The organism is Bacillus sp. LJBS17 (assembly GCF_019334685.1).
GTDB lineage: Bacteria > Bacillota > Bacilli > Bacillales > Bacillaceae > Bacillus > Bacillus subtilis.
Genome location: NZ_CP079759.1, coordinates 3,463,471 through 3,484,774 on the forward strand (window position 1 = coordinate 3,463,471; position 21,304 = coordinate 3,484,774).

The 21,304-nt window shown below is 47.1% G+C and carries 20 protein-coding genes; 2 read left to right on the forward strand and 18 right to left on the reverse strand.

Annotated elements, in window-relative coordinates:
• The 5 genes from ganQ to lutR form a co-directional block, all read right to left on the reverse strand.
• On the reverse strand, positions 1-852 hold the full coding sequence (gene ganQ / locus KXZ66_RS17995; protein WP_014478026.1) for a galactooligosaccharide ABC transporter permease GanQ: 852 nt from the start codon (positions 850-852) through the stop codon (positions 1-3).
• A 3-nt stretch (positions 853-855) separates the two neighbouring features.
• A complete protein-coding gene (gene ganP, locus KXZ66_RS18000) occupies positions 856-2,112 on the reverse strand; it encodes a galactooligosaccharide ABC transporter permease GanP (protein WP_003243623.1) in 1,257 nt (418 codons plus the stop codon).
• A 39-nt stretch (positions 2,113-2,151) separates the two neighbouring features.
• The gene (gene ganS / locus KXZ66_RS18005; protein WP_072173484.1) at positions 2,152-3,417 is read right to left on the reverse strand and encodes an arabinogalactan oligomer ABC transporter substrate-binding protein GanS; all 1,266 of its coding nucleotides are present in this window, start codon (positions 3,415-3,417) and stop codon (positions 2,152-2,154) included.
• 134 nt (positions 3,418-3,551) lie between these two features.
• Positions 3,552-4,550, reverse strand: coding sequence for a galactan degradation operon transcriptional regulator GanR (ganR, locus tag KXZ66_RS18010; RefSeq protein ID WP_021480639.1), 999 nt, complete (start codon positions 4,548-4,550; stop codon positions 3,552-3,554).
• Positions 4,551-4,729: 179 nt separating this feature from the next.
• Positions 4,730-5,452, reverse strand: a complete 723-nt coding sequence (gene lutR, locus KXZ66_RS18015) for an L-lactate utilization/bacilysin biosynthesis transcriptional regulator LutR (protein ID WP_021480640.1) — start codon at positions 5,450-5,452, stop codon at positions 4,730-4,732.
• Positions 5,453-5,679: 227 nt separating this feature from the next.
• On the opposite strand from lutR, the gene lutP reads away from it, so the two are divergent.
• Entirely contained in the window at positions 5,680-7,371 is a 1,692-nt protein-coding gene (lutP, locus tag KXZ66_RS18020) for an L-lactate permease LutP (RefSeq protein ID WP_219144673.1), read from the forward strand.
• 26 nt (positions 7,372-7,397) lie between these two features.
• On the opposite strand, the gene rpoN is transcribed toward lutP, so the two are convergent.
• Positions 7,398-8,708, reverse strand: a complete 1,311-nt coding sequence (gene rpoN / locus KXZ66_RS18025; RefSeq protein WP_041351752.1) for an RNA polymerase factor sigma-54 — start codon at positions 8,706-8,708, stop codon at positions 7,398-7,400.
• 78 nt (positions 8,709-8,786) lie between these two features.
• Here rpoN and yvfG point away from each other — a divergent pair, with 78 nt between their 5' ends.
• Positions 8,787-9,005: a protein YvfG gene (gene yvfG / locus KXZ66_RS18030; protein WP_003219905.1), complete on the forward strand. Its 219-nt coding sequence runs from the start codon at positions 8,787-8,789 to the stop codon at positions 9,003-9,005.
• Positions 9,006-9,014: 9 nt separating this feature from the next.
• Here the strand turns inward: yvfG and KXZ66_RS18035 are convergent, their stop codons facing one another.
• From KXZ66_RS18035 to KXZ66_RS18090, 12 genes are read right to left on the reverse strand one after another with little or no spacing between them, the layout of a single operon-like run.
• Positions 9,015-9,983 carry a polysaccharide pyruvyl transferase family protein gene (locus KXZ66_RS18035; RefSeq protein ID WP_219144674.1) on the reverse strand — a complete coding sequence of 323 codons (969 nt, stop codon included), beginning with the start codon at positions 9,981-9,983 and terminating at the stop codon, positions 9,015-9,017.
• Positions 9,962-11,128 (reverse strand): DegT/DnrJ/EryC1/StrS family aminotransferase, encoded by a 1,167-nt coding sequence (locus tag KXZ66_RS18040; protein ID WP_021480644.1) that lies wholly within the window; start codon positions 11,126-11,128, stop codon positions 9,962-9,964. The genes KXZ66_RS18035 and KXZ66_RS18040 overlap by 22 nt, the downstream gene beginning before the upstream one ends.
• Before the next feature lie 4 nt (positions 11,129-11,132).
• A complete protein-coding gene (locus tag KXZ66_RS18045; protein WP_219144675.1) occupies positions 11,133-11,783 on the reverse strand; it encodes an acetyltransferase in 651 nt (216 codons plus the stop codon).
• A complete protein-coding gene (locus tag KXZ66_RS18050) occupies positions 11,780-12,388 on the reverse strand; it encodes a sugar transferase (protein WP_219144676.1) in 609 nt (202 codons plus the stop codon). Before KXZ66_RS18050 ends, KXZ66_RS18045 begins: the two co-directional genes overlap by 4 nt.
• Positions 12,385-13,902 carry an MATE family efflux transporter gene (locus KXZ66_RS18055; protein WP_161986353.1) on the reverse strand — a complete coding sequence of 506 codons (1,518 nt, stop codon included), beginning with the start codon at positions 13,900-13,902 and terminating at the stop codon, positions 12,385-12,387. The genes KXZ66_RS18050 and KXZ66_RS18055 overlap by 4 nt, the downstream gene beginning before the upstream one ends.
• On the reverse strand, positions 13,899-14,933 hold the full coding sequence (locus tag KXZ66_RS18060; protein ID WP_219144677.1) for a glycosyltransferase: 1,035 nt from the start codon (positions 14,931-14,933) through the stop codon (positions 13,899-13,901). The genes KXZ66_RS18055 and KXZ66_RS18060 overlap by 4 nt, the downstream gene beginning before the upstream one ends.
• On the reverse strand, positions 14,930-16,006 hold the full coding sequence (locus KXZ66_RS18065) for a polysaccharide pyruvyl transferase family protein (RefSeq protein WP_014478038.1): 1,077 nt from the start codon (positions 16,004-16,006) through the stop codon (positions 14,930-14,932). The genes KXZ66_RS18060 and KXZ66_RS18065 overlap by 4 nt, the downstream gene beginning before the upstream one ends.
• A gap of 4 nt (positions 16,007-16,010) precedes the next feature.
• Entirely contained in the window at positions 16,011-17,045 is a 1,035-nt protein-coding gene (locus KXZ66_RS18070) for a glycosyltransferase family 2 protein (protein ID WP_219144678.1), read from the reverse strand.
• Between the two features lie 24 nt (positions 17,046-17,069).
• Positions 17,070-18,173, reverse strand: coding sequence for a biofilm exopolysaccharide biosynthesis protein EpsG (gene epsG / locus KXZ66_RS18075; RefSeq protein WP_003228259.1), 1,104 nt, complete (start codon positions 18,171-18,173; stop codon positions 17,070-17,072).
• Complete coding sequence (locus KXZ66_RS18080; RefSeq protein ID WP_219144679.1) at positions 18,170-19,324, reverse strand: glycosyltransferase family 1 protein; 1,155 nt, start codon at positions 19,322-19,324, stop codon at positions 18,170-18,172. Before KXZ66_RS18080 ends, epsG begins: the two co-directional genes overlap by 4 nt.
• Positions 19,317-20,153, reverse strand: coding sequence for a glycosyltransferase EpsE (gene epsE, locus KXZ66_RS18085; protein ID WP_003228255.1), 837 nt, complete (start codon positions 20,151-20,153; stop codon positions 19,317-19,319). Before epsE ends, KXZ66_RS18080 begins: the two co-directional genes overlap by 8 nt.
• Entirely contained in the window at positions 20,150-21,295 is a 1,146-nt protein-coding gene (locus KXZ66_RS18090; protein ID WP_128747243.1) for a glycosyltransferase family 4 protein, read from the reverse strand. The genes epsE and KXZ66_RS18090 overlap by 4 nt, the downstream gene beginning before the upstream one ends.
• Positions 21,296-21,304: the final 9 nt, after the last annotated feature.

Genomic DNA, 21,304 nt, shown 5'->3' on the forward strand with positions numbered 1-21,304 from the left:
TTAGCCCTTCGTTCCGCCTGCGGTTAATCCGGATACAAAATTCTTTTGCAGCATGATAAAGATAACGGCAACCGGTATGCTGATAAGCAGGGCTCCGGCCGCAAATGTCGTATAGCTGGCCCCCATGACATCATTCACTAAATTGAATAGACCGACGGGCAATGTATATGATTCAGGCGTTCTCAATATGGTTGAGGACAGCACAAAATCTCCGAGCGGACCGGTAAAGCCGTTCATGGCCACGACTGCCGCCATCGGTTTTGATAATGGCAGAATGATCTGGAAGAAGATTCTGGTGCTGCTGGCTCCGTCAATCTTGGCGCTTTCGTCTAAATCCATCGGAATGGAATCCATGTACCCTTTCATCAAATACGTATTCATCGGGATCAGGCCGCCGATATAAAGCAAGATTAGCAGCCAGTGGCTATTGATCATTCCCAAGATTTGCGCCAGCACAAACAAGGCAATTAAAGCTGAAAACTGAGGAATCATCTGCAGCAATAAAAAGAGCGTTAAAGCGTATTTCCTGCCTTTGAAGCGAAAGCGCGAAAACGCATAGGCCGTAAACGTCACACAGAGCAAAGACCCTGCCATTGTAAACAGGCTGATCTTCATTGAGTTGACATACCACTGCACATATTGAAGGCTTTCTTTGCCCGCAAATAATTCCTTGTAATGGTCGAATGTCGGATGCTTCGGAATGATGGATGTACTGATTAAGCTGTTGCCGGGATTAAAGCTTGCGCCTGCCGTCCAAAGGAGAGGATAAACAATGATGACCGCCATAAAGGCTAGCAACAAGTAAGAGAAAAGGAGACGGATATATTTTCTGACCTTCATATCTGCCAGCATGCCTTATGCCTCCTCTTTAAAAGACTTTGTCTGTCTGAACTGCCACAATGCGATGGAGATAACAAATACAGATAATAAAATGGTTAAAGCCGCAGCAAGTGAATATTGGCTTGACTGCATTGTCAATTTATAAATCCATGAAACGAGGATATCTGTCCCGCCGGCTGTTGATCCGGTTACAGCCGGACCTCCGCCATTGAATAGATAGATAATATTAAAGTTATTAAAATTAAACGTAAACTGGGTAATGATAATCGGAGCCATTGCAATGAACACCATCGGAAGCGTGATGTATCTCAGCTTTGAAAAGACAGAAGCGCCATCAATCGTAGCTGCTTCATACAGATCGTCCGGGATGGATTGCAATACGCCTGTTGAGACGAGAAAGATGTACGGAAATCCGAGCCAGCCCTGCATGAGAATCAATGCAAGCCTCGACCAATTGGCATCTGTCATCCACGGAAGCGGATCTATCCCGAAGAAAGCCAAGATGTCGTGATTCATCGCACCGAAGCTATCATTAAACAGTCCCGCAAAAATTAAAATCGTCACAAAACCGGGAACGGCCCATGGCAAAATCAGAATCGTCCGAAAAAAACGTTTAAACCGAAGGTCTTTCTGGTTAACAATGATCGCGAGAAAAATCCCCAAGGTGACTTGCAGTGTGGATGCAGCAAGTGTCCAAACCACCGTCCAAGCCAGTACATCAAAAAAAGTCGACCTCCAAATATCAACTGTGAAAATATTTGCGAACGTTTGAAAACCGACCCAATCAATTAATTTTGCAGGAGGAGAATGATACAAATCATAGTTTGTAAACGCTAATGCAAAGCTGAATAAGATAGGAAAGATCACGGCGAAAATTAAAATAAACAAAGATGGGCCGCTGACGACATAAGGATAGCCCTCAGAAATGATATGCTGGTATTGTTCCTTTAAGGAACTTAATGGCTTATTTTCATCACGCTGTTTTCCGCTTTGGAACGCATCGCGAAGATTTACATAATACACCGCAAGGCCAAAGCAGGTCACGATGACAGCAATAATCCCTTCCGCCAGCAGAAAAACGGAATTATCCCGCGGCACTTCTGTTCCCAGTGTAAAGATTCCCCAAAACCCCATATTGAGCAGATCTCCAAAGACCGCAAAAAACGATGCGCCTAAGAAAAGAAAGACAATACCTTTTATCCATTGCTTGTTATAAAATTGCCCGAGTCCCGGAATGATAGAAAGCAACAAAGCGACTTGACGATGCTGCACCGTTTTCACCTCTCTTACAATACAAATCTAGCTTTCTCTTTATTTTCCGCTGTGCTTTGCCTTAATTTGTCCTTTGGCCGTTTCAGCTGCTTGATCCAATGCTTGTTTCGGATCTGCCTTCCCTGTTGCAACCGTCTGTAATGCTGAATCAGCCGGCGTCCATATTTCATTCATTTCCGGAATATTTGGTGTTGGCTCTGAGAAACGGGATTGTTCAGTAACAGCCCGTGCCGCCTCGCTTTTCATAATAGCCGGGTCATTGGCTAGGGATTTCACAGCAGGAACTTCTTTCGTTTCTTCATATCGTGTTTTGGAATTTTTTTCATTTGCCAGGAAAACGGCTAATTCTTGCGCCAGCTCTTCATTCTTTGAAAATGCACTGACGTTGTAGCTTTTGACGCCGATAAAGGAGCTCATGTTTTTCCCATTTTCCAGCTTCGGCAGTTTCGTAATGCCATAATTGATTCCTGCTTTCGAAAAGGCTTCTACATTCCATGGACCAGAAATAATTGCGGCGGCTTTTCCTTCTGTGAACAGCGATTCCAATACGTTAATCCCTTGTTCTCCAATAATGCCAGCCGGGAACAGGCCATCTTTGTAAAACTTCTGAATCAGCGCCGCACCTTTGACAGCTCCTTCATTATTAATTCCAATGTCTGACGGGTTATAGCTCCCATCTTTGGCCTTTCCAAAAATGTATCCGCCATATCCGCTCATCACACTTTCTGCATAATAAATTTGATCGAATAGGGCTAAAAAGCCAAATTTGCTGCCATTAGCAGTCTTTTTGGAATAGTCGTACCACTCTTCCAGCGTTTTGGGCAATCCCTTTCCGGAGATGAGATCTTTGTTGTAAAAAAGGACAGTCGTTTCGACCGCTTTTGGCAGTCCATAAAGCTTTTGATCTACCATTTGAGACTGAATGGAAGCGTCAGTATAAAGTGATTGAACGTCTTTTTTGACATGTAATTCCTTGAGTAATCCTTCCGTGACAGCGGTTCCGATTTGGTCCCCTGGCATTGTTAACACGTCAGGGCCTGTGCCGGCCGGTCCGTCCATTCGCAAATCTTCAATCTGCTTGGCATACGGTTTTTCAACGACTTTGACCTTCACATCATGCTCTTTTTCAAACGCAGCAACGGCGTCTTTAATGCCGATGCTCTTTTCTTTATCCTCCCATACAACAAGCTCTGACCCTTTTGAACTCGATTTGGCGCTGCTGCTTTCCTTTGGGCCGCAAGCCGCCAAGGATAAACTGACAGCTGCGCAGAGCATGAATACTGAACACTTTTTTGCCATTTTCATTGATTGTCACCCTTTCGGTAGGAATGAAAGCGCTTTAAAGATAATATAGCACGCCTAAGAAAATGTGTAAACAAACTATTTACCTCCTATAGTAAATTTTTTTACTCAAATAAAAAATGACTTAGTGTCCTAAGTCATCCTTCATTCATACTCTTCCTGACGATTAATTCTGCGCCCACATATAATGTTTTTACCGTTCTTCTCTTGTCCTGCACTTGTTCAAGCAGTAATTGAACAGCATTTTTACATAATTCATGTATATCAATATGAAACGTCGTCAGAGGAGGCGAGACATACTTCGCGAAGCTGATGTTGTTGATACTCACAATGCTTACCCTGTTTGGTATGGCAATTCCTTTTTCGTTCAGGGCTTGCAGGCAGCCCACTGCAATCGGGTCCGCTGCAATCATAAAAGCAGTCGGAAGCTGATCGCCTAATGTGTCGATCGCTGCTGACATCAGGCGGTAGCCGTTTTCTACAGAGAATCCGCGATGACAGAAAATATAGCGCTCGTCCAGCATGGCTTTTTCCCTCATATAGGATCTGAAGGTTTGTTCACGGATGTCCATTTCATCCTGATTGGTATTCGGATTTTTGTATGTGCCGCCGATAAAACCGATGCTCTTATGCCCCTTCTCAGTCAGGATGTTTACCGTCTTCTTTGTCATTTGTGCCAAATCGGGCCTTACCGAGTCAAAATGATCGGGATCAGGAGTTGAATCGATGAACACGCCATTTTCAGTGAGATTTCTGAGGAAAGCCAGCTCTTCATCTGAAAATGTGCCAACGGCAATAAACCCTTCCGTATGTTCAGGAATGCTCTCGATTCCATCCGCTATTTTATAAGTGGTCATATCGACATTGAATGCTTTCGCCAGTTTCTCTACTTCTAATCTCATCGTTTTAAAATAGACATCTTCTAATTCTTCTTTATCTGTCAGCCAATATAAAAACGCAATATGTTTCACCAGCGGCCTTACTGTTTTTTTTCGGTAATTGAGCTTTTCCGCCGCTTCATAGATTTTCTCCCGTGTCTCATCAGGAACAGAAAGGCTTTCATCGTTATTTAAAACGCGGGAAACGGTTGAGATTGAAAATCCCGCTTCCTGCGCGATATCTTTAATTGTCGCCATTGTATCTGCCTCCATTATTCAGCTCGGATTGTTTTAGTAAAATATTTTACTTTATTTTTCACAAATGTCAAGTGCACAAAGCCCTCTGGCTTCCATGTAAAAAGACTGAACCATTTGCGGCTCAGTCTCAGTTGTTCGTATCATTCGGAACCGGCGGAATTGCCCGGGAAATGAGTTGGTTATTGCACATTTTCCTCGAAATATCCCGAAAGCACATCTTCCACATTCGTCAAATGCGCCAGCATGGCGGCTTCCGCCTGTACACCGTTCCCGGCAGCCACAGCATTGTAAATCCGTTCGTGCTCCTCATACAGCCGCTGAACGGAGGTCTTCTTGGAAAACAGCCAGATTTTCCTCGTTTCCCTCATTGTTTCCAGCAGCAATGATGACACGTGATTCATCAAGTGTTTAAGAAGTTCATTTTGAGAAGCGTCCGCAAGCGCAAGATGAAATGCGAAGTCTGCTTTCTCTCCCAGCTCCCCGTCCGCTTCAATGCTGCCCATTTCCTTTAGTGCATCCTGAATTCTTTCGAGATCTGCTTCTGTCCTTTTTTCAGCCGCTAGTGAAGCCACTCCGATTTCAAGCAGTTTTCTGACCTCGAGCAGCTGCTTGACGTCCTCTTTTTTCATCAGAAGGGCGGCTGAGAGCGGCTGAGAAATTTGATTGAGCTCAAATTCCTTCAGATACGTGCCTTCTCCCTGTTTCATTTCGACAAGCCCCATCGCTTTTAGCGCAGAAAGTGCTTCGCGAACCGCTGAACGGCTGACTTGAAAGCTCTCAGCAAGCGCCTGAACAGAGTCCAGTTTATCCCCCGGCTTCAATTCGCCGTTTTTGATCATATCTAATAGGGCATCTGCTACTTCTTCATATATTTTTTTTGTTTTAATCTGTTTGTATTTCAATGCAATTCACCCCGTAACTTGTAGGTCTGGCTGTTTACGATCTATTATACTCTGTTTTGTGGGCCGCCAAAAGATTTTGACTATTTTGTCAAAAAGTCTTGTACTTTGATTTTTTTCAAAATATAATGCTAGGTAACTGGTCTTATTACCCAGTCATCAGATGATCATATCATCTATAGAAACCGCTTACATATGGCGCCAGTTTATGTTTCAAGGAGGGGTTTGGGATGCAATGGACACAGGCATATACGCCTATAGGGGGAAATTTGCTATTATCAGCGATTGCCGCACTTGTACCGATTATTTTCTTTTTTTGGGCACTCGCGATTAAACGGATGAAGGGGTATACAGCAGGCTTGGCCACATTGGGGATCGCCCTTATTATTGCTGTATTGGTTTATCGTATGCCGGCGGAAAAAGCGCTGATGTCCGCGACACAAGGAGCCGTATACGGATTGTTGCCGATCGGCTGGATCATTGTGACGTCTGTTTTTTTGTATAAAATCACTGTGAAAACGGGACAGTTTGATATCATTCGCAGCTCTGTTCTCTCGATTACTGATGACCGACGGCTTCAAGCTCTCTTGATCGCTTTTTCATTCGGGGCTTTTTTAGAAGGGGCAGCAGGCTTCGGAGCGCCGGTCGCCATTTCTGCCGCGCTGCTGGTCGGTCTCGGCTTTAATCCTCTTTATGCTGCGGGGATCTGTTTGATCGCCAATACGGCGCCGGTTGCCTTTGGGGCAATTGGGATTCCAATTACAGCCGTAGAAGGGCCGACAGGGATTCCGGCGATGGAGATTTCACAAATGGTTGGGCGGCAGCTGCCGTTTTTATCCGTATTTATCCCTCTTTATTTAATCATCATCATGAGCGGGTTCAGGAAAGCCTTGGAGATCTGGCCGGCGATTCTCGTATCCGGTGTTTCCTTTGCTGTTGTTCAATATCTCAGTTCCAATTTTTTAGGGCCTGAGCTGCCCGATGTTTTGTCAGCTCTTGTTTCAATGGCTGCGCTTGCTGTGTTTTTGAAATGGTGGAAGCCGAAAACAACATTCCGGTTTGCCGGTGAACAAGAGTCGGCCGCCTCAATTGAAACGGCGCGCACAAATCCGGCGGCGCCTGCGTACAGCGGCGGACAGATTTTTAAGGCTTGGTCGCCATTTCTGCTGCTGACGGCGATGATTTCCGTATGGGGCATTCCATCTGTCAAATCTGCACTGACCGGGCATTATGAAGGCTCTGCGGTGTTCTTGAAGTGGCTGAATGCTGTTGGAGAAAAACTGACTTTTGCCCCCGGTGTGCCTTTTTTGAACAATCAGATTGTCAATGCTGACGGTACGCCGATTGAGGCGGTTTACAAGCTTGAGGTGCTTGGTTCAGCCGGCACCGCGATATTGATTGCCGCAGTGCTGTCAAAGTTCATCACGGCGATTTCGTGGAAAGACTGGGGAACCGTTTTTAAAGAAACAGTCCAGGAATTGAAGCTTCCGATTTTGACCATCGCTTCTGTCGTTGGTTTTGCCTATGTCACCAACTCCTCGGGAATGAGCACGACACTCGGGATGACACTCGCGCTGACAGGTTCGATGTTTACCTTCTTTTCGCCCGTCCTCGGCTGGCTCGGCGTCTTCATTACCGGCTCGGATACTTCCGCCAACCTGCTGTTCGGCAACCTGCAGAAAGTCACCGCATTATCAGTCGGCATGGACCCCGTTCTGTCTGTGGCCGCCAACTCTTCAGGCGGTGTCACAGGAAAAATGATTTCACCGCAGTCGATAGCGGTGGCGTGCGCCGCGGTAGGACTCGCCGGAAAGGAGTCAGATCTTTTCCGCTTTACCATTAAACACAGTCTGTTTTTGCTGCTGCTCGTTTGTATCATCACCTTTTTGCAGCATCACGTATTCAGTTGGATGATTCCTTAAAAAAATCCTCCCGTCTAGGGAGGATTTTATTTATATCGCTTTCTCGCTGCCGATGACGGAATATTCATTTGATCGCGATATTTTGCCACGGTGCGTCTCGAGATTTGGATGCCGTGTTGTTCATACAGCAAATCGACAAGCTTTTGATCTGAAAGCGGTTTTGTTTTGTCCTCTTGATTGATCAGGTCTTCCAGATGCATTTTGACTGCATAATTCGACGCATCTCCCTCTCCTGAAGCCTCGGCTTTTGCTGAGAAAAAGAGCTTCATCTCAAACAACCCGTAAGGCGTTTGTATTGTTTTCCCTTTAATGGCCCGGCTCACAGTTGATTCATGAAGGCTTAGACAGTCCGCCACCTCTCTGAGAGTCAGCGGCTTCATTGCGCTTCGCCCTTTCAGAAAGAAATCCTTTTGGCGTGTGATCAGTTCATTGATAATTCTCGTGATTGTCTGTTTTCGCTGCCGCAGCGCGCGGCTCAGCCAGCGCCACTCCTGATATTTCGCAGATAAATAGGAGACAGTATCCTGACAAGAGCCGGATGATAAAAGCGTTCTGTACTGCGGATGCAAATCGATCTCGGGAAACGAGCGGGTATTCAGTTCCGCTGCGATGTGCCCGTTTTTTACGGTAATAAAAATGTCAGGCTCAATATACACATCTTGCTCTGGCCGGGCAAACAGAAGGCCAGGTCTAGGATGAAGAGCCGCGATATCATCTGAGATATCTTGAATGGTATGAAGCGGAATTCCTGTCTCTACTGAAAGCGCTTTCCATTTTTTTTGCGCAAAAGCATCAAAATGAGCTGAAACCAGCATTTCTGCTTGTTCATTTCTGTTCGGCAGCCGCTGTAATTGAAGAAGGATGCATTCCTGCAAAGATCTCGCGCCAATTCCAGCCGGTTCTAATGACTGGAGTTTTGCCAAAACAGCCTCCGTTTCCTTAGCCGATACAGATAGGCGCCGTGCTGCCTCCTCCACATCTTCTTCCAAGTACCCGTTTGAATCAAGCGAATGAATCAGATAATTAAAAATCTTTTTTTCAGTGTTGGTCAGATTCATATCGAGTGACTGCTGTTTTAACGCATCCTGCAATGTTTTTTGCGGATTACTTAATTGAAGGCCCGCTTCCTGTGCATTCATCCTGTTTTTGTTTGTTTTATGGTAAGATAGTGGCGGTGTGTCTGTTTCCTTTCGTTCAATAAGAGGGTTTTCCAGTGAGAGCTCATCAATGTACTCGGCGAGTTCTGCCGAATGATAGCCAAGCAGTGTGATGGCCTGCCTGAGCTCCTGTGTCAGTTGAGGCTTTAATACTTGTACTTGCTGAAGTTTCATATCCATCATGCTCACTCCCCTTTCTTCATTGTACATGATTGAGATCACACCGTATACATTTATGAAAAAGGAGCTGCCAAAGAAATGTCTGAACTTTTTTCCGTCCCTTATTTTATTGAGAATTTAAAACAGCATATTGAAATGAATCAGTCTGAGGATAAAATCCACGCGATGAACAGCTACTACCGTTCCGTCGTCTCAACGCTCGTGCAGGACCAGCTGACCAAAAACGCAGTTGTCCTGAAACGGATTCAGCATTTAGATGAAGCATACAACAAAGTCAAACGTGGAGAATCAAAATAAACCTTCCGCTCACATGTGAGCAGGAAGGTTTTCCTTCTTTGAGGCGTGCTGGATGAGCCGGGTGCCTGGCACTCCTTCCATCCAGGTATGAAAGTAATTGGCGTTTTTCCCATAGGAATTATCAATGACCGTGTTTTCTTTTTGAAGAAGAGCGGACAAGATGTGTCCGTGCAGCCTTGACGTTTCCACCGATTCGTAACGGCTGAAAAACCGAATGGCTTTTTGGACGATATAATCCGAGTATTTTCCCCATATATACGCAATGGGCAAAGGGTTGCCTGCTTTTTTGTTCAGGACGTTCAGCGTTTGGAGAAAAGCAATCGTCCGGCGGTCTGAAGCTGACAGCACCGTGCGCCAGTCGTAGCTTTCCGTTTCTGTGTGTTCCTGAAGCGCCTGGTTTGCTTCATGATCTGTTCGGATAAATCTCAGCTTTTGATTGGACGGCTGCTGCGTGGGAATGACGGGAAACAGCTGATGAGCCATATCAGGCAGAAGCTGAATGTGATTTTTTAAAAAATAAGCCTGTGCCGTAGCATAGGAGGCTTTTTCCCTTGTCATGATGTGAAGGTTCGCATGCTTAGAAAATATCTCTGCCGTCCGTTTGAGGTTGTCTTTGTTTTGAAAATAAATCGATTGCGGCAGGATGACAATTTTGTGGCTCGGATAGGTTTGGACGATTTTCTCTCTAAAGCCTTGATAATACGGATACAGATCCCCGAAGTTTCCGCCTCCCTGGCAGACGATGATGAGATTAGGATCCAGCTTTCGCCCGACTGGAAAATTGTCAGGATTCCAGCGTTTTCTGACCCGAATCCCGTGTTCTTTAAAGAAGGCTTCTGTTCCTTTCATAATAAATAAATCCCCTACATTCCCATATAGAGGATAGTCCGCATATATAATCTCTGATTGTTTCGGAATGACGTCGAGCAGCCCGGACAGTTTCTGTTTCAGGCTGATCATCGAATGCTTGCTGTCCATTTCTTCACCTCGGCAGTTTGGAATAAGTGCAGTAGCACTTCAATGACCCGGTCTTGCTCATCTTCTGTCATATTGGACCCCGATGGGAGACAGATTCCTCGCTTGAATAAATCTTCGCATACGCTTCCTGTTTCTTCATGAGAATAAAATAAAGCCGGATCGAACAGCGGCTGGGTATGGAGCGGCTTCCACAGCGGACGGGCTTCAATGTTTTCTTCAGCAAGACGTTGAACTACGTCATATGGGCTGAGCCCGTTATCAAGTGTGAGCGTGGTGAGCCAGCGATTGGATACGCCTGCTGCGTACTCCGGCATAAAGCGGACGCCGTCTATGTGACCGAGCGCATTTTTGTATCTCGTGAAAATGGTCCTTCTTTTCTCCACTCGCTCATCCAGCACATCAAGCTGGGCAATGCCGACGCCGGCTAAGATATTGCTCAGCCTGTAATTATGTCCAATTTGACTGTGTTGATAATGAACAGCCGGCTCTCGTGCCTGCGAAGCGAGAAATCTTGCTTTTTCCATTGCTGCTTCATCATTTGAAACGAGCATCCCTCCCCCTGATGTGGTAATGATTTTGTTCCCGTTAAATGAAAAAATGCCGAAGCGCCCGAAAGTTCCGCTTTGCTTCCCTTTATAGACTGTTCCGAGAGATTCGGCTGCGTCCTCAATGACAGGAACTCCGTATGCATCACACAGGCTTACGATTTCATCCATTTTCGCACTCTGCCCATATAGATTGACGGCAATCACCGCTTTTGGCAGTGTTCCGTTTCTTTTCGCTTCCTCCAATGCTCTTTCAAGGGCTGTCGGCGACATATTCCACGTATCAGGCTCAGAATCAATAAAGACGGGCACCGCTTTTTCATATAGAATCGGATTGGCGGTTGCTACAAATGTGAAGGACTGGCAAAACACGCTGTCACCTTCTTTTACCTCAAGCAAACGCAGCGCGAGATGAATCGCCGCCGTTCCTGAGCTGACCGCAGCAGCTGCTTTTACACCGACTCGTTCTGCCAGCTGTTCTTCAAATGAATTCACGAGCGGCCCAAGCGGCGCAATCCAGTTTGAGCGAAAGGCTTCTGAAATATAGTGCTGCTCCCTGCCGCTCATATGAGGGGGAGATAAGTAGATTTTTTTATGCATAGAATCATCCTTTGTTTGATGTTTGAATGGAAGAAATGATGCGTGCCGGAGCACCGGCCGCCGTTACCCTGTCCGGTATGGGACGGATCACCGCGGAGCCGGCTCCGACAATGCTCCAAGCCCCGATTGTGATCTGCGGTATGACGGATGCACCAGTTCCGACGTGAGCGCCTTCCTGAACGGAAACCGCTCCTGACAGCGTGACACGCGGGGACAGATGAACGTAATCGCTGATTTGATTATCGTGCTCTGCCACTGCACCCGTATTGATGATGCAATGAGCGCCGATGCGCGCATCCGCCTGAATGATCGCGCTCGCCATAATTACTGTCCCTTCCCCAATGACAGCCGACCTGCTGACGATGGCTGACGGGTGAATCAATGTAATAAAATCATCTTTCCTCAGTCCCAGTCGCTCCGCCAGCTGTTTTCTGACACTGTTATTCCCAACAGCAATCAGAAACAGCACATCAGGTATGAGCCTGCGTAGTTCAGTAACGGCTTCCGGCGGTCCTGTGTACCATTCTTTTCCGCCTTCGAACGTTTTGAATTTATCATCCAGCACCGCGGCTAAGCGCGTATCTGAGCGGGCGTTTATCAGCTCTCTGATCACCTTTCCGTGTCCGCCGTCACCCACAATGGCCACGTTTTTCATGAGGACACATCTCCGCTTCCGGTAAACCGTTCCGCGGTCACATGATTGGTTTGCTGAATCCCTTCTGAAACAAGGACCTTTCGCACCGTCAAACATAAAATTTTCAAATCGAGAAAAAATGACCGGTTGTCAACGTACCAAACATCTAATTCAAATTTCTTTTCCCAGGAAATCGCGTTTCTGCCATTGATTTGCGCCCAGCCTGTGATACCCGGCTTCATCTCATGGCGCCGTGCCTGTTTTTCTGTATAAAGAGGCAGATAGTCCATCAAAAGCGGCCGCGGCCCGACAAGGCTCAGATCGCCCTTCAGGACATTCAGGAGCTGCGGAAGCTCATCAATGCTCAGCTTTCTGATCAGCCTGCCCGTTTTCGTCAGCCGGACTTCATCGGGCAGCAGATTTCCCTCACCGTCCCGTTCATCCGTCATTGTCCGGAACTTATATAGGGTGAACGGTTTGCCGTGCAGGCCTGGCCTTACTTGCTTAAAGAAGACAGGTGATCCTATTTTCAGCCTGACAACGGCGATGGTGAACAGAATGATCACACTTGTACAGCACAACAAAAAAATGGCGGCCGTCAGATCAAAAAGTCGTTTCAGGATCAAAGATTCACAGCTCCTTTCGTTTTTCGAAACCGTTTTAATACCAGCTGTCTTTCCTCTTTTGTACAAACGAGCATAAAAGCGAAAACAGCGTAGAAAAAGCTGACTGTCACTCCCGTCGCTATCAATGACGGCCAGCTGTCAATCTTCACAATGAACTGAATTGCCTTACAGACCGTCCAGGCAAACACAGCGGCTGAAAGAGGCCCGATGATGCCTTTAAAGAACACGTGCTTTTTGCAGCCTGTAATGCGGGATACGTAAAGCGGCGTAAAGATGGCATTTTTTAAAATAAGAGAAATGGCCCCTGCCAATGTTATGCCGTACAGACCGAGATGAGCCGGCCCGCTCAGCGTGACCGCCAGCACCACATTCACCGCACCTAACAGCAGGGTAACAATCGCCGGTGTTTTTTGTTGATTAAAAGCGGTCCATATATAAAACAGCGGCATAAAGGCGAGGCTGACAACCAAGTATCCGGCATGAATAAATAAAAGCGGTGCTATCGACGAAAAGGACGGTCCGAGCCAGATTGTCAAAAAAGGCCCCGCCAATCCGCCCAATAAGGCAGCAGGAAGTGCAAGCAAAAGACCATTGAGCCTCACTGCCTTATTGGCGTAATTCATCAATCCGTCCATATCGCCTTTTGAATAATATGAAGTCATGATAGGCGCAAACAGGGATGCGACCGTTCCGGCCAAGCTGCGCAAAAGCAGCGGAAACTGGATAATTGCCGCGTATTTCCCAGATGCGGACGCCCCAAGCATCAAATTGGCGGTTAACAGATCAATCTGCAAAAAAAGCAGGACGCCGATTTGATTGACGGAGCTCCATGCGCCCGCTTGAAACAGCTCCTTGCTTGTGCGGAATGAAAGATCCTTCATACGAAACGAAAACCACGGAATCAGCTTTTTGAAGAAATAGAAAGACAGCACAGACGCAATGACAGCACCAGCTAAAGCTGCAAGCTGGATCTGCCAGATTTTCGGCGCAAAGCATGCAAACAGGAGCAGCACAGACAGCACCCGTATAAGCATTTGCACCGCCTGAATGGAACTGGTGATATAAAGGCGGTTGGCATAAAATGGTGCAGCGCCGAAACCAGCCATCAGAAACGTTAAAATAAACAGCAAACTGCCGATCAAAATCGACAAACGCACATCTGCCAAAAGCGCTTGCGGCACATTCATGACGCGGTCAATAAAAAAAGCCGAACCCGCAAGCGGCAGCAAGAGCAGCAATGAAATCAAAACAGAGGCCGCTAAATAATTGCTGATATACGCATTTGCTTTCTCCCGCTCTCCCCTGTGGGCAGCAACAGAAAAGAACCGAACGACAACCGAGCTGAGCGCCACGGTAATAACCGAAAAGTAATTAATCACATTTTGTGTCAAGTGAACAAAGCCAAACGCTTCGACACCGAGCGTTTTGACAATAAAAGGCGTCATCCAAACCGATAGGAAAACGGACAAGAGAAAAGCCGTGAGATTAGCGCTGAAGTTTATCGTAAATTTCATACCTGCTTCGCACTGCCTTTCATTGTCCCCCGATGCTCGAAAAACAGCTTGATGAGAAAAGTGAGCCGCCATTTACACAGTGCTAATACCAAGCGCTCTCCTCTTAATAATTTCTCATGCTGAAACGGTGTATGTCTGACAGCCTGCCGCACCATGTCATAGGATAAAATCTTCCTGATCTTCTTTTTGATGTCTTTCGGCGAATTCGGAGAAGCACAGGCATTTGCCAAAAGCATCGGAAGCTGATGCCTGCAAATGTACACATTCAAATCTTCTTTACATGCGCCTGCTAAGCCGTAGTGATTGTAGAATGCGATTTTAGCCTGATATTGTTTTTGAAGATGTTCATCCATCGCCGGCTTATAAGGAATTTCTGTCAGGCTGTTCGGGTTTTCACGATAAATGTACAATCCTTCATCAAGCATTTTCACCCGCTCCGCTTCGCAAAAAGCGGACAAATTGAAGGGAGAGTCTTCAGCAAAACGGATGTCTTCATCAAACAACAGATTCGCCCTTTCAAAAAGCTCACGACGGTAAAGATAACGCCATACATACCAGATAAATCTCGTTTCGTGAGCATGTTTAAGCTGTTCAGTCATTTCTGGTTTCGTCAGCACGCGGTTTGCCTCAAGCTGCGGCGCTACATATGTCCGCCTGTCCGATGACTGCTTGTAAAAACCGCAGCCGACGATGTCGAGCCGATTTTGCTCCGCTTCTTCAGCCAGCCTCTGGAACATGGCGGAAGATACATAATCGTCTCCGTCTACAAAGCCGATGTAAGCGCCCCGCGCGGCCTTTATTCCCGTATTTCGCGCTGAACTAAGCCCGCCGTTTGCCTGATGAATGACCTGGATTCTCGCATCCCGTTTTGCATAGTCCTCTGCAATCTCGCCTGAACGATCCGGTGTTCCGTCATTCACGAGGATGATTTCAATATCAGAAAGCGTTTGACGAAGCAAAGAATCAATGCACTCTTCTATAAATGGTTCAACATTATACATCGGGACAATAATGCTGACGAGCGGGATCATTGCGCTTCACCGCTGATTTTGTCACGCAGACCTTTAAAATACACATCTCTCGGAAAGCCTGCACGGGGTGTTTCTTTTGTTAAAAGCTCATTGACTGCGGCTGTTACGCGCTCTGGCTCCGGATGTTCTATCAGCTTCATGAACGGGATGTCTTTAAGCCATTGATAGCCCTCCATCACCTTATGGTCAAAGGAGCGAATGACAACACATGGCGTTCCTGTCAGCGCGCAAAAAATCATGCCATGAAGCCTGTCAGTGACGACGGCTTCTGCGCTTTGCAGCTTAGACCACAGTGCTTCAAGTTCTTGTTCGCGTGTATCCCGGCTGACCCGGCGGCCGATCGTTGTCGTAAAGGATTTGATCTCGCCGAATTCCTCAAATAGCGCAGCCTTGACCCGGTTCCTCTGGTCCTCCTGAAGCACGCTTTCCTGATCCTCGCGCAAACACATATAAACCCCTTCGCGTTCTGCGGGGGTCTTGCTTCTATCTAAATACAGCACCATGTCCGGCTGCTTCAAAATTGTTTTTTCTTGAAAATGCTGTTTCATAAATTGATACGTTGTTTCATCCCGTGCCATGAGCAATAGGCCGGGGTGCGCATTATAAATTTTCTGTGCCCGTTTCAGCTCTTTGCGCCCCTTTTTCGTGTCAGAAAAATGAGCCGTTGCCGGAAGCTGGATAACCCGATAGTCATGGAATGTTTTAATAATGAAGCGGCGCGTCCACTCCTCATAACGGTATAAATCCCCCATATTTCCGCCGCCGATGATAAAGACCATATCCTCCGGATGGCGCGAGCGGATCAGGTTTTTTGCTGATTTGTAAATGTCCTTCATATCGACCTCGACGATGTCAAAGTCCGGGTATTCTCGCTCAAGAAATGCCTTGCTGGCATAAGCAATTGCGTGATCTCCCAAATTGTCATGGGACGGCAGCAGGGTCAGTATGATTTTTTTCTGATGTGCTGCGGCCTTTACCGGTTGATCTGCCGCTCCCAGCCAATATTGGGACGGGTATTTGACCTTTAGCAGCAGCCATTCTGCAAAATTGATTTTCAACGATTGTAACGACATGTCCTCACCCTCTGTTTCTCATTTTGTACTCGATCACCCGCTGATACACAGCCGATACCATCGCGACGAACGGAATTATTCTGTATTTCGCCATCAGAAGCAGGCATGACCGTTTTGCGTCAAAAGGAGCGGTACCCGTTTTTGAAAGACTTTCTTGAAACACCGGGTCCGCGCATATCACGCCAACATTTCTAAGCTTTTCAAACAGCCGGCGGCTGCCGCTCGTTTTCCATTCATTCAGCATACAGATGCTGCTGTGAAGAACGATAAAGGTATCAAGCTCCTTGCGATACTCCTCCAGTTTGTTGTTCTCCTGTAAAAACGCCGCATTCGCCTCATACAGCGCAAGTCCTGATTCAAACAATTTTTTCTGATAGCGCTGCACAATGGAGGAAAGGTGAATTCGATAATGATAGAGCGGCGTTTTTACGTAGGATACTGAGCGGGCGAAAAAGTGAGCCCTGAAGCTGAAAAACTGATCCTCGACATGCTCCAGCTCGCCTCGGAGCGGAAACGACAGCCGATGGGCTTCAATCATGCTTCTTCTGTACAGTTTGTTCCATGAAAACCCTCTGACCTTCCCTTCGAATAACGCCTTGATATAGTGCTCCTTCGGCTGATCCTGATAGGTTTGGGCAATGTCTGAGTCCATGGTTTTGCCAGTGTCCTCAAACTCTGCGGCGTAATTGCAAATGACCAGATCAGTTTCATCGCCTGCTGCCCGGAGCATCTGCTCGCAATAATCAGGCTCAATCCAATCGTCTGAATCGATAAACGCGATAAATTCGCCGCGTGCAGCTTCAATGCCTTTATTCCGAACCGCACCGAGTCCCTGGTTTTCCTGATGAATCACCTTGAACCTGTTGTCCATTTTGGCGTATTCTTCTGCGATATCCGGGCTGGCGTCAGCTGAACCGTCATTGACAATGATGATTTCAATATTGTCCACTGTCTGGTTCCGCAGTGATTCGAGACACGTTCTGATATATGTTTCTGTGTTATAAACAGCGACTAACAGACTAACCGCAGGTGTTTCCATAATGACCGGCTCCTCGTGCATAAATTACCGGGAAAAAATCGTTCTGTAAGGCAGAACCGATGAATCGACCGGCATAAGCAAATAACTGTAAAGAAAATAACAAACAACGATAGCGATATAGATAAGAGCGTTCGATTTTTCATCAAATATCCTGACAAAATAAGGGACTAGGATCATTTGATACAGACCGAAATAAATATTGAATCTGGCAAAAATCACGTCCTTTGTGGCCAAAAGGCCGAACAAAAAACCTAGCAGGCACAAATTGACGACAATATCAATTTGCGGCCACAGACTCCGCAGTCGTTCTTTATAGCAAAATGCAAGGAACAGCGGCAGAACCAAAACAGCGATTTTGATCACATTCATTCCATTTGTGTTCGTCATGAGCCATTTTTCATAATGGCTGTATGAGCTGTTTTCAAGCACAACGACAAACACAGAAATAAACTTTTGATATAAAAATGTCATGCCGAGAAATAAAGCGGATAGGCCGAATATCGCCGGAGACCAGGCTTTTCTTCTGACAATAAAGTACACTGGAATCATAATCAGCGCCGACGAATGAAAGAGCGAGCTGACCAGCACAATCAGGAAATATCGCTTCCAGTTCCCGCTGATGATATAACGGATCGCCCAAAACAAAACAGCTGCGACCATGTATTGCCTGATGCCGTTAAAAGATGCGTAATAATGAAAGGTTCCCAAAAATAAAAAGACACTCAGCTCAAACGGCCTGCCATAGTCGGCGAGTGTCTTCATAATAAAGCTGTAGGTCACGACCGCCACCGTAAAATACATGATTTGAGGATCTTCCGTGATGAAATTCATCAGCCAAAGGAGTGCGGTAAACCCCGGATCTGTCGCTGTTTTTGCTGTGCCGAAACCGAATATCTGCCACACATTTTGATAATCGCCCGCCAATTCGTACAGCAGCGTATACGTCTGAAAATCCGTGCCGACTCGATAACGGAGACCTGACACGAGCACAAGTGAAGCGAGCGGAATCCAGATCAAAAGCTTATTCGGCCGATACCCCGTGGCAAGCGAATCGTCACGGCCGCCGCACATTTTAGCGAACCAAGACCAAATAAATACAATCCCCATATTGACGGCATATACAATCATCGGTTATGGTCCTTTTCCGTGCTGATGTTGTATACATTCAGCAGCGCTCCTACATTTTGCTGTGCATCGTAGCCAAGTTGAGCGAGTGTTTCTTTGATGAACTCACGCTTCGGCCTGCCTGCGGCGGCGGCCCTTGCAATGGTTTCAGCCCAGACGCTGATCGGCTCAGAAAGACTTAATCTTGTGACAAGCCCGAGACCGGCGTCGACTTTTTCTGTAATGCTGTCTGAAATGATGCATGGAAGCCCCGACGCCTGCGCTTCCACAAGCACAACCGGCAAGCCTTCGTACAGAGACGGCATGACAAATACATCGAATGTTCGCATCAGTTCATGGATCCGTTCTACCGTGCCTAAAAAGAGGACGTCTGATAGCAAATTCTGCTGCCGCGCCTCCTCCTCTATCTCCCCGCGCAACGGCCCGTCTCCCGCCAGAACGAGCTGAAAGCGAATGCCTCTTTCCTTGAGATGTGCGGCAAGCTTCAGCAGGAACGCGTGGTTTTTCACTTCATGAAACCGGGCCACATGGCCAATGATGAGCCGGTCGGCTGCAATGCCGCGTGCTGCTTTTTCTTCATCAGCCGCCTGCCCATTTGGGGCGAACAACTCAAGGTCAATCCCGTTAGGAAGAAGGTGAACACGCTCCCGCTCCATATTGGACTGTCCAAATAAAAACCTGCCCGCATCCTCTCCGCAGGCACACAGCGCTGTCGCATTTGCCAAAATGAGCCGCCTGAACACGAGCAGCTGCAATCGATCCTTCCAGTTGAAGCCGGTCTTCCAAGACGTATTGTGGGAGTGGCATACCCTGACCGGCACTCCGGCGAGCCTTGCCGCAAGGGCGATAAAACCCGTTTGGAAATCCGTGTGCGCATGAACGGCGCTGAACGGCCCATTTTCTTTTATCGCGTTTCTCACATTCCTCACAAATGTAAGGGGATTGCTTTGCCCAATGCTCGGGACATAAAAAAGCCGCCCGCCTAAAGATAAAATCTCTTCATCATAAGCGCACGGATCATTTCGATACGTTAAAAAATCAAATTGCACTTTGCTTTTGTCCATCTTCCGATATAAATTCATTACCATGGTTTCCGCGCCGCCCCTGTTCATGCCGCTGAGAACATGGAGCACGCGCTTTTGGCTGCTATTCATGCTTGACAAGCCCTTCCTTTTGGTTCATCACTCTTTTTTTATGGTAGCGATTCATCACGGCTGCAGGCATAAAGGCGCGAATTAACGGTTTTGCGATATATATGTAATCAGATAAAGGAAGCTTCAAGCGTCTGCACGCCTGATAGACAAGAATGGCATTGTCGATTGAATACGTAAATGACCGCCGTTTGAATGCATCGCTGTCTTCCCTCACTTTATACAAGGCTTCCTGAAGATTATAGCCCCTGAAGCCCTCTTCAAAAAAGCGAAGCCACAAATCAATATCTTCCATTCGTCTCGTCCGCCGCACCGACCGGTAGCCTTTCAGCGTGCGGTAGGCACTCGCTCTCATCATAATCGTGCCGTGGCAGAATGGAGTCCCTTTTGCCATGATGCCCGGCTCCGGAACAGAAGGCAGAATGCGGGTGCCTCTTACGCCAAATTCATCAAACACAAGCATGCCGGTGCCAACCACCTGATAGTGTCGGTGCTTTTCTAAAAACGCGACCTGCTTTTCCAGACGGCGCGGAAACGAAAGGTCATCTCCGTCCTGACGTGCGATATAATCGCCTGTCGCATGCGAAAGACAATGATTTAATGATGCGGCAAGCCGCTTATTTGTTTTGTTTTGAATCAGTTTGATGCGGTCGCTGTAATGAGCGGCATACTGCTTCGCGATACGGAGCGTGCCGTCTGTTGACGCATCATCGCACAAAATCAGCTCCCAATTTTTATAGGATTGGCTGAGAATGGATTCTATGCTTTCTGCCAAAGTGCGTTCGCAATTATAAATGCCCATAATGACAGAAACTTTCGGTCCTGAGTTCATACGCTTTTCTCCTTTGTATCCATATCCATGTACGCGGAATAAATATCTGCCATTTCTTCCACCGTTCGCGCCTCCGAGAAGCGCAAGGCTGTTTTTCGGCCTTCCTGTCCCAGCTTTCGGCAGATCTCCGGCTTATGGTAAAGCTGTTCAATCCGGCGGGCAAAAGCAGCACTGTCACCGATTTTGATCAGAAAACCGTTTTCTCCGTCGCGAATGATTTCCCGATGCCCGCGATTATCTGTGGCGATCGCCGGTTTTTCTGCCGCCATTCCCTCAAGCACATTCATGCCGAGGCCCTCTCTAATGCTGGATGCGACAGATACATCCGCAAGCTGAATCAGCTCATGTATGTCGCTGCAAAAGCCGTAAAAACAGACATTGGCGGAGGCACCAAGCTTTTCAGCTAACGTTTGATACGTTTGTTCCATTGCCCCTTCCCCGGCAAACACAAGGCGGAGCGAGGGAATTTTTTCTTTTAGCAAGGCTGCGGCTTCAATTAACTGCTTCTGGTTTTTGTTCAGATTGAGCTCAGCCGGATAAACCAATATAAAATCATCTTCACGGAACCCGTGCTTTTCTCTGAGTCTTTGCTGCTCTATCGGACTGACAGGCCGGAAACGCTCGGTGTTGACGCCAATGCCGTGAATTTTCTGCGTCCTTCCGCCCGGCCTTTGAAGTCCTTTCGCCCGTTTATAATCCTCTTCATTAATCGTAATCAGGCAGTCCGTATATGCTGAAAGCCATTTCTCGACCGGATAGTAAAGAAGCCAATTTTTCATTGGTGCTCCTTTGCAGAAGTGAAATCCGTGCGCTGTATACAGCACCTTTGTTCCGTGCCGCCGTGCCTGCCTCGCTGCTAGTCTGGCGAGAACGCCGCCGACCGGTGTATGGCAATGGACAATGTCGTATTCATAAGTGTCGATCACTTTCTTCAACTGCCTATAAACGGCCAGGTTCTGAGGGTCAAAAGGTGACCTGCGAATCGGGATGGAGAATTTCTCATCTACATACGGCAGCTTGGTTTGTCCGTTCGCGGCGACATGAACCTCCCAGCCCCTTTGTTTAAACCATTTAAAATAAGGGAGGTGAAAGGCCTTAAAATGATAATCAACAGTCGCGCAAAACAAGATCTTTTTCGTCATTTTCACTCC

Coding starts and splice junctions, on each gene's coding strand:
- epsE (WP_003228255.1), bottom strand. CDS start 20,153: ATGAACTCAGGACCGAAAGTTTCTGTCATTATGGGCATTTATAATTGC.
- epsG (WP_003228259.1), bottom strand. CDS start 18,173: ATGATTGTATATGCCGTCAATATGGGGATTGTATTTATTTGGTCTTGG.
- KXZ66_RS18035 (WP_219144674.1), bottom strand. CDS start 9,983: ATGGACAGCAAGCATTCGATGATCAGCCTGAAACAGAAACTGTCCGGG.
- ganR (WP_021480639.1), bottom strand. CDS start 4,550: ATGGCGACAATTAAAGATATCGCGCAGGAAGCGGGATTTTCAATCTCA.
- lutP (WP_219144673.1), top strand. CDS start 5,680: ATGCAATGGACACAGGCATATACGCCTATAGGGGGAAATTTGCTATTA.
- KXZ66_RS18080 (WP_219144679.1), bottom strand. CDS start 19,324: ATGAATAGCAGCCAAAAGCGCGTGCTCCATGTTCTCAGCGGCATGAAC.
- KXZ66_RS18060 (WP_219144677.1), bottom strand. CDS start 14,933: ATGATCCCGCTCGTCAGCATTATTGTCCCGATGTATAATGTTGAACCA.
- rpoN (WP_041351752.1), bottom strand. CDS start 8,708: ATGGATATGAAACTTCAGCAAGTACAAGTATTAAAGCCTCAACTGACA.
- KXZ66_RS18045 (WP_219144675.1), bottom strand. CDS start 11,783: ATGAAAAACGTGGCCATTGTGGGTGACGGCGGACACGGAAAGGTGATC.
- yvfG (WP_003219905.1), top strand. CDS start 8,787: ATGTCTGAACTTTTTTCCGTCCCTTATTTTATTGAGAATTTAAAACAG.
- KXZ66_RS18040 (WP_021480644.1), bottom strand. CDS start 11,128: ATGCATAAAAAAATCTACTTATCTCCCCCTCATATGAGCGGCAGGGAG.
- KXZ66_RS18070 (WP_219144678.1), bottom strand. CDS start 17,045: ATGGAAACACCTGCGGTTAGTCTGTTAGTCGCTGTTTATAACACAGAA.
- KXZ66_RS18055 (WP_161986353.1), bottom strand. CDS start 13,902: ATGAAATTTACGATAAACTTCAGCGCTAATCTCACGGCTTTTCTCTTG.
- KXZ66_RS18065 (WP_014478038.1), bottom strand. CDS start 16,006: ATGTCGTTACAATCGTTGAAAATCAATTTTGCAGAATGGCTGCTGCTA.
- KXZ66_RS18090 (WP_128747243.1), bottom strand. CDS start 21,295: ATGACGAAAAAGATCTTGTTTTGCGCGACTGTTGATTATCATTTTAAG.
- ganS (WP_072173484.1), bottom strand. CDS start 3,417: ATGAAAATGGCAAAAAAGTGTTCAGTATTCATGCTCTGCGCAGCTGTC.
- ganQ (WP_014478026.1), bottom strand. CDS start 852: ATGCTGGCAGATATGAAGGTCAGAAAATATATCCGTCTCCTTTTCTCT.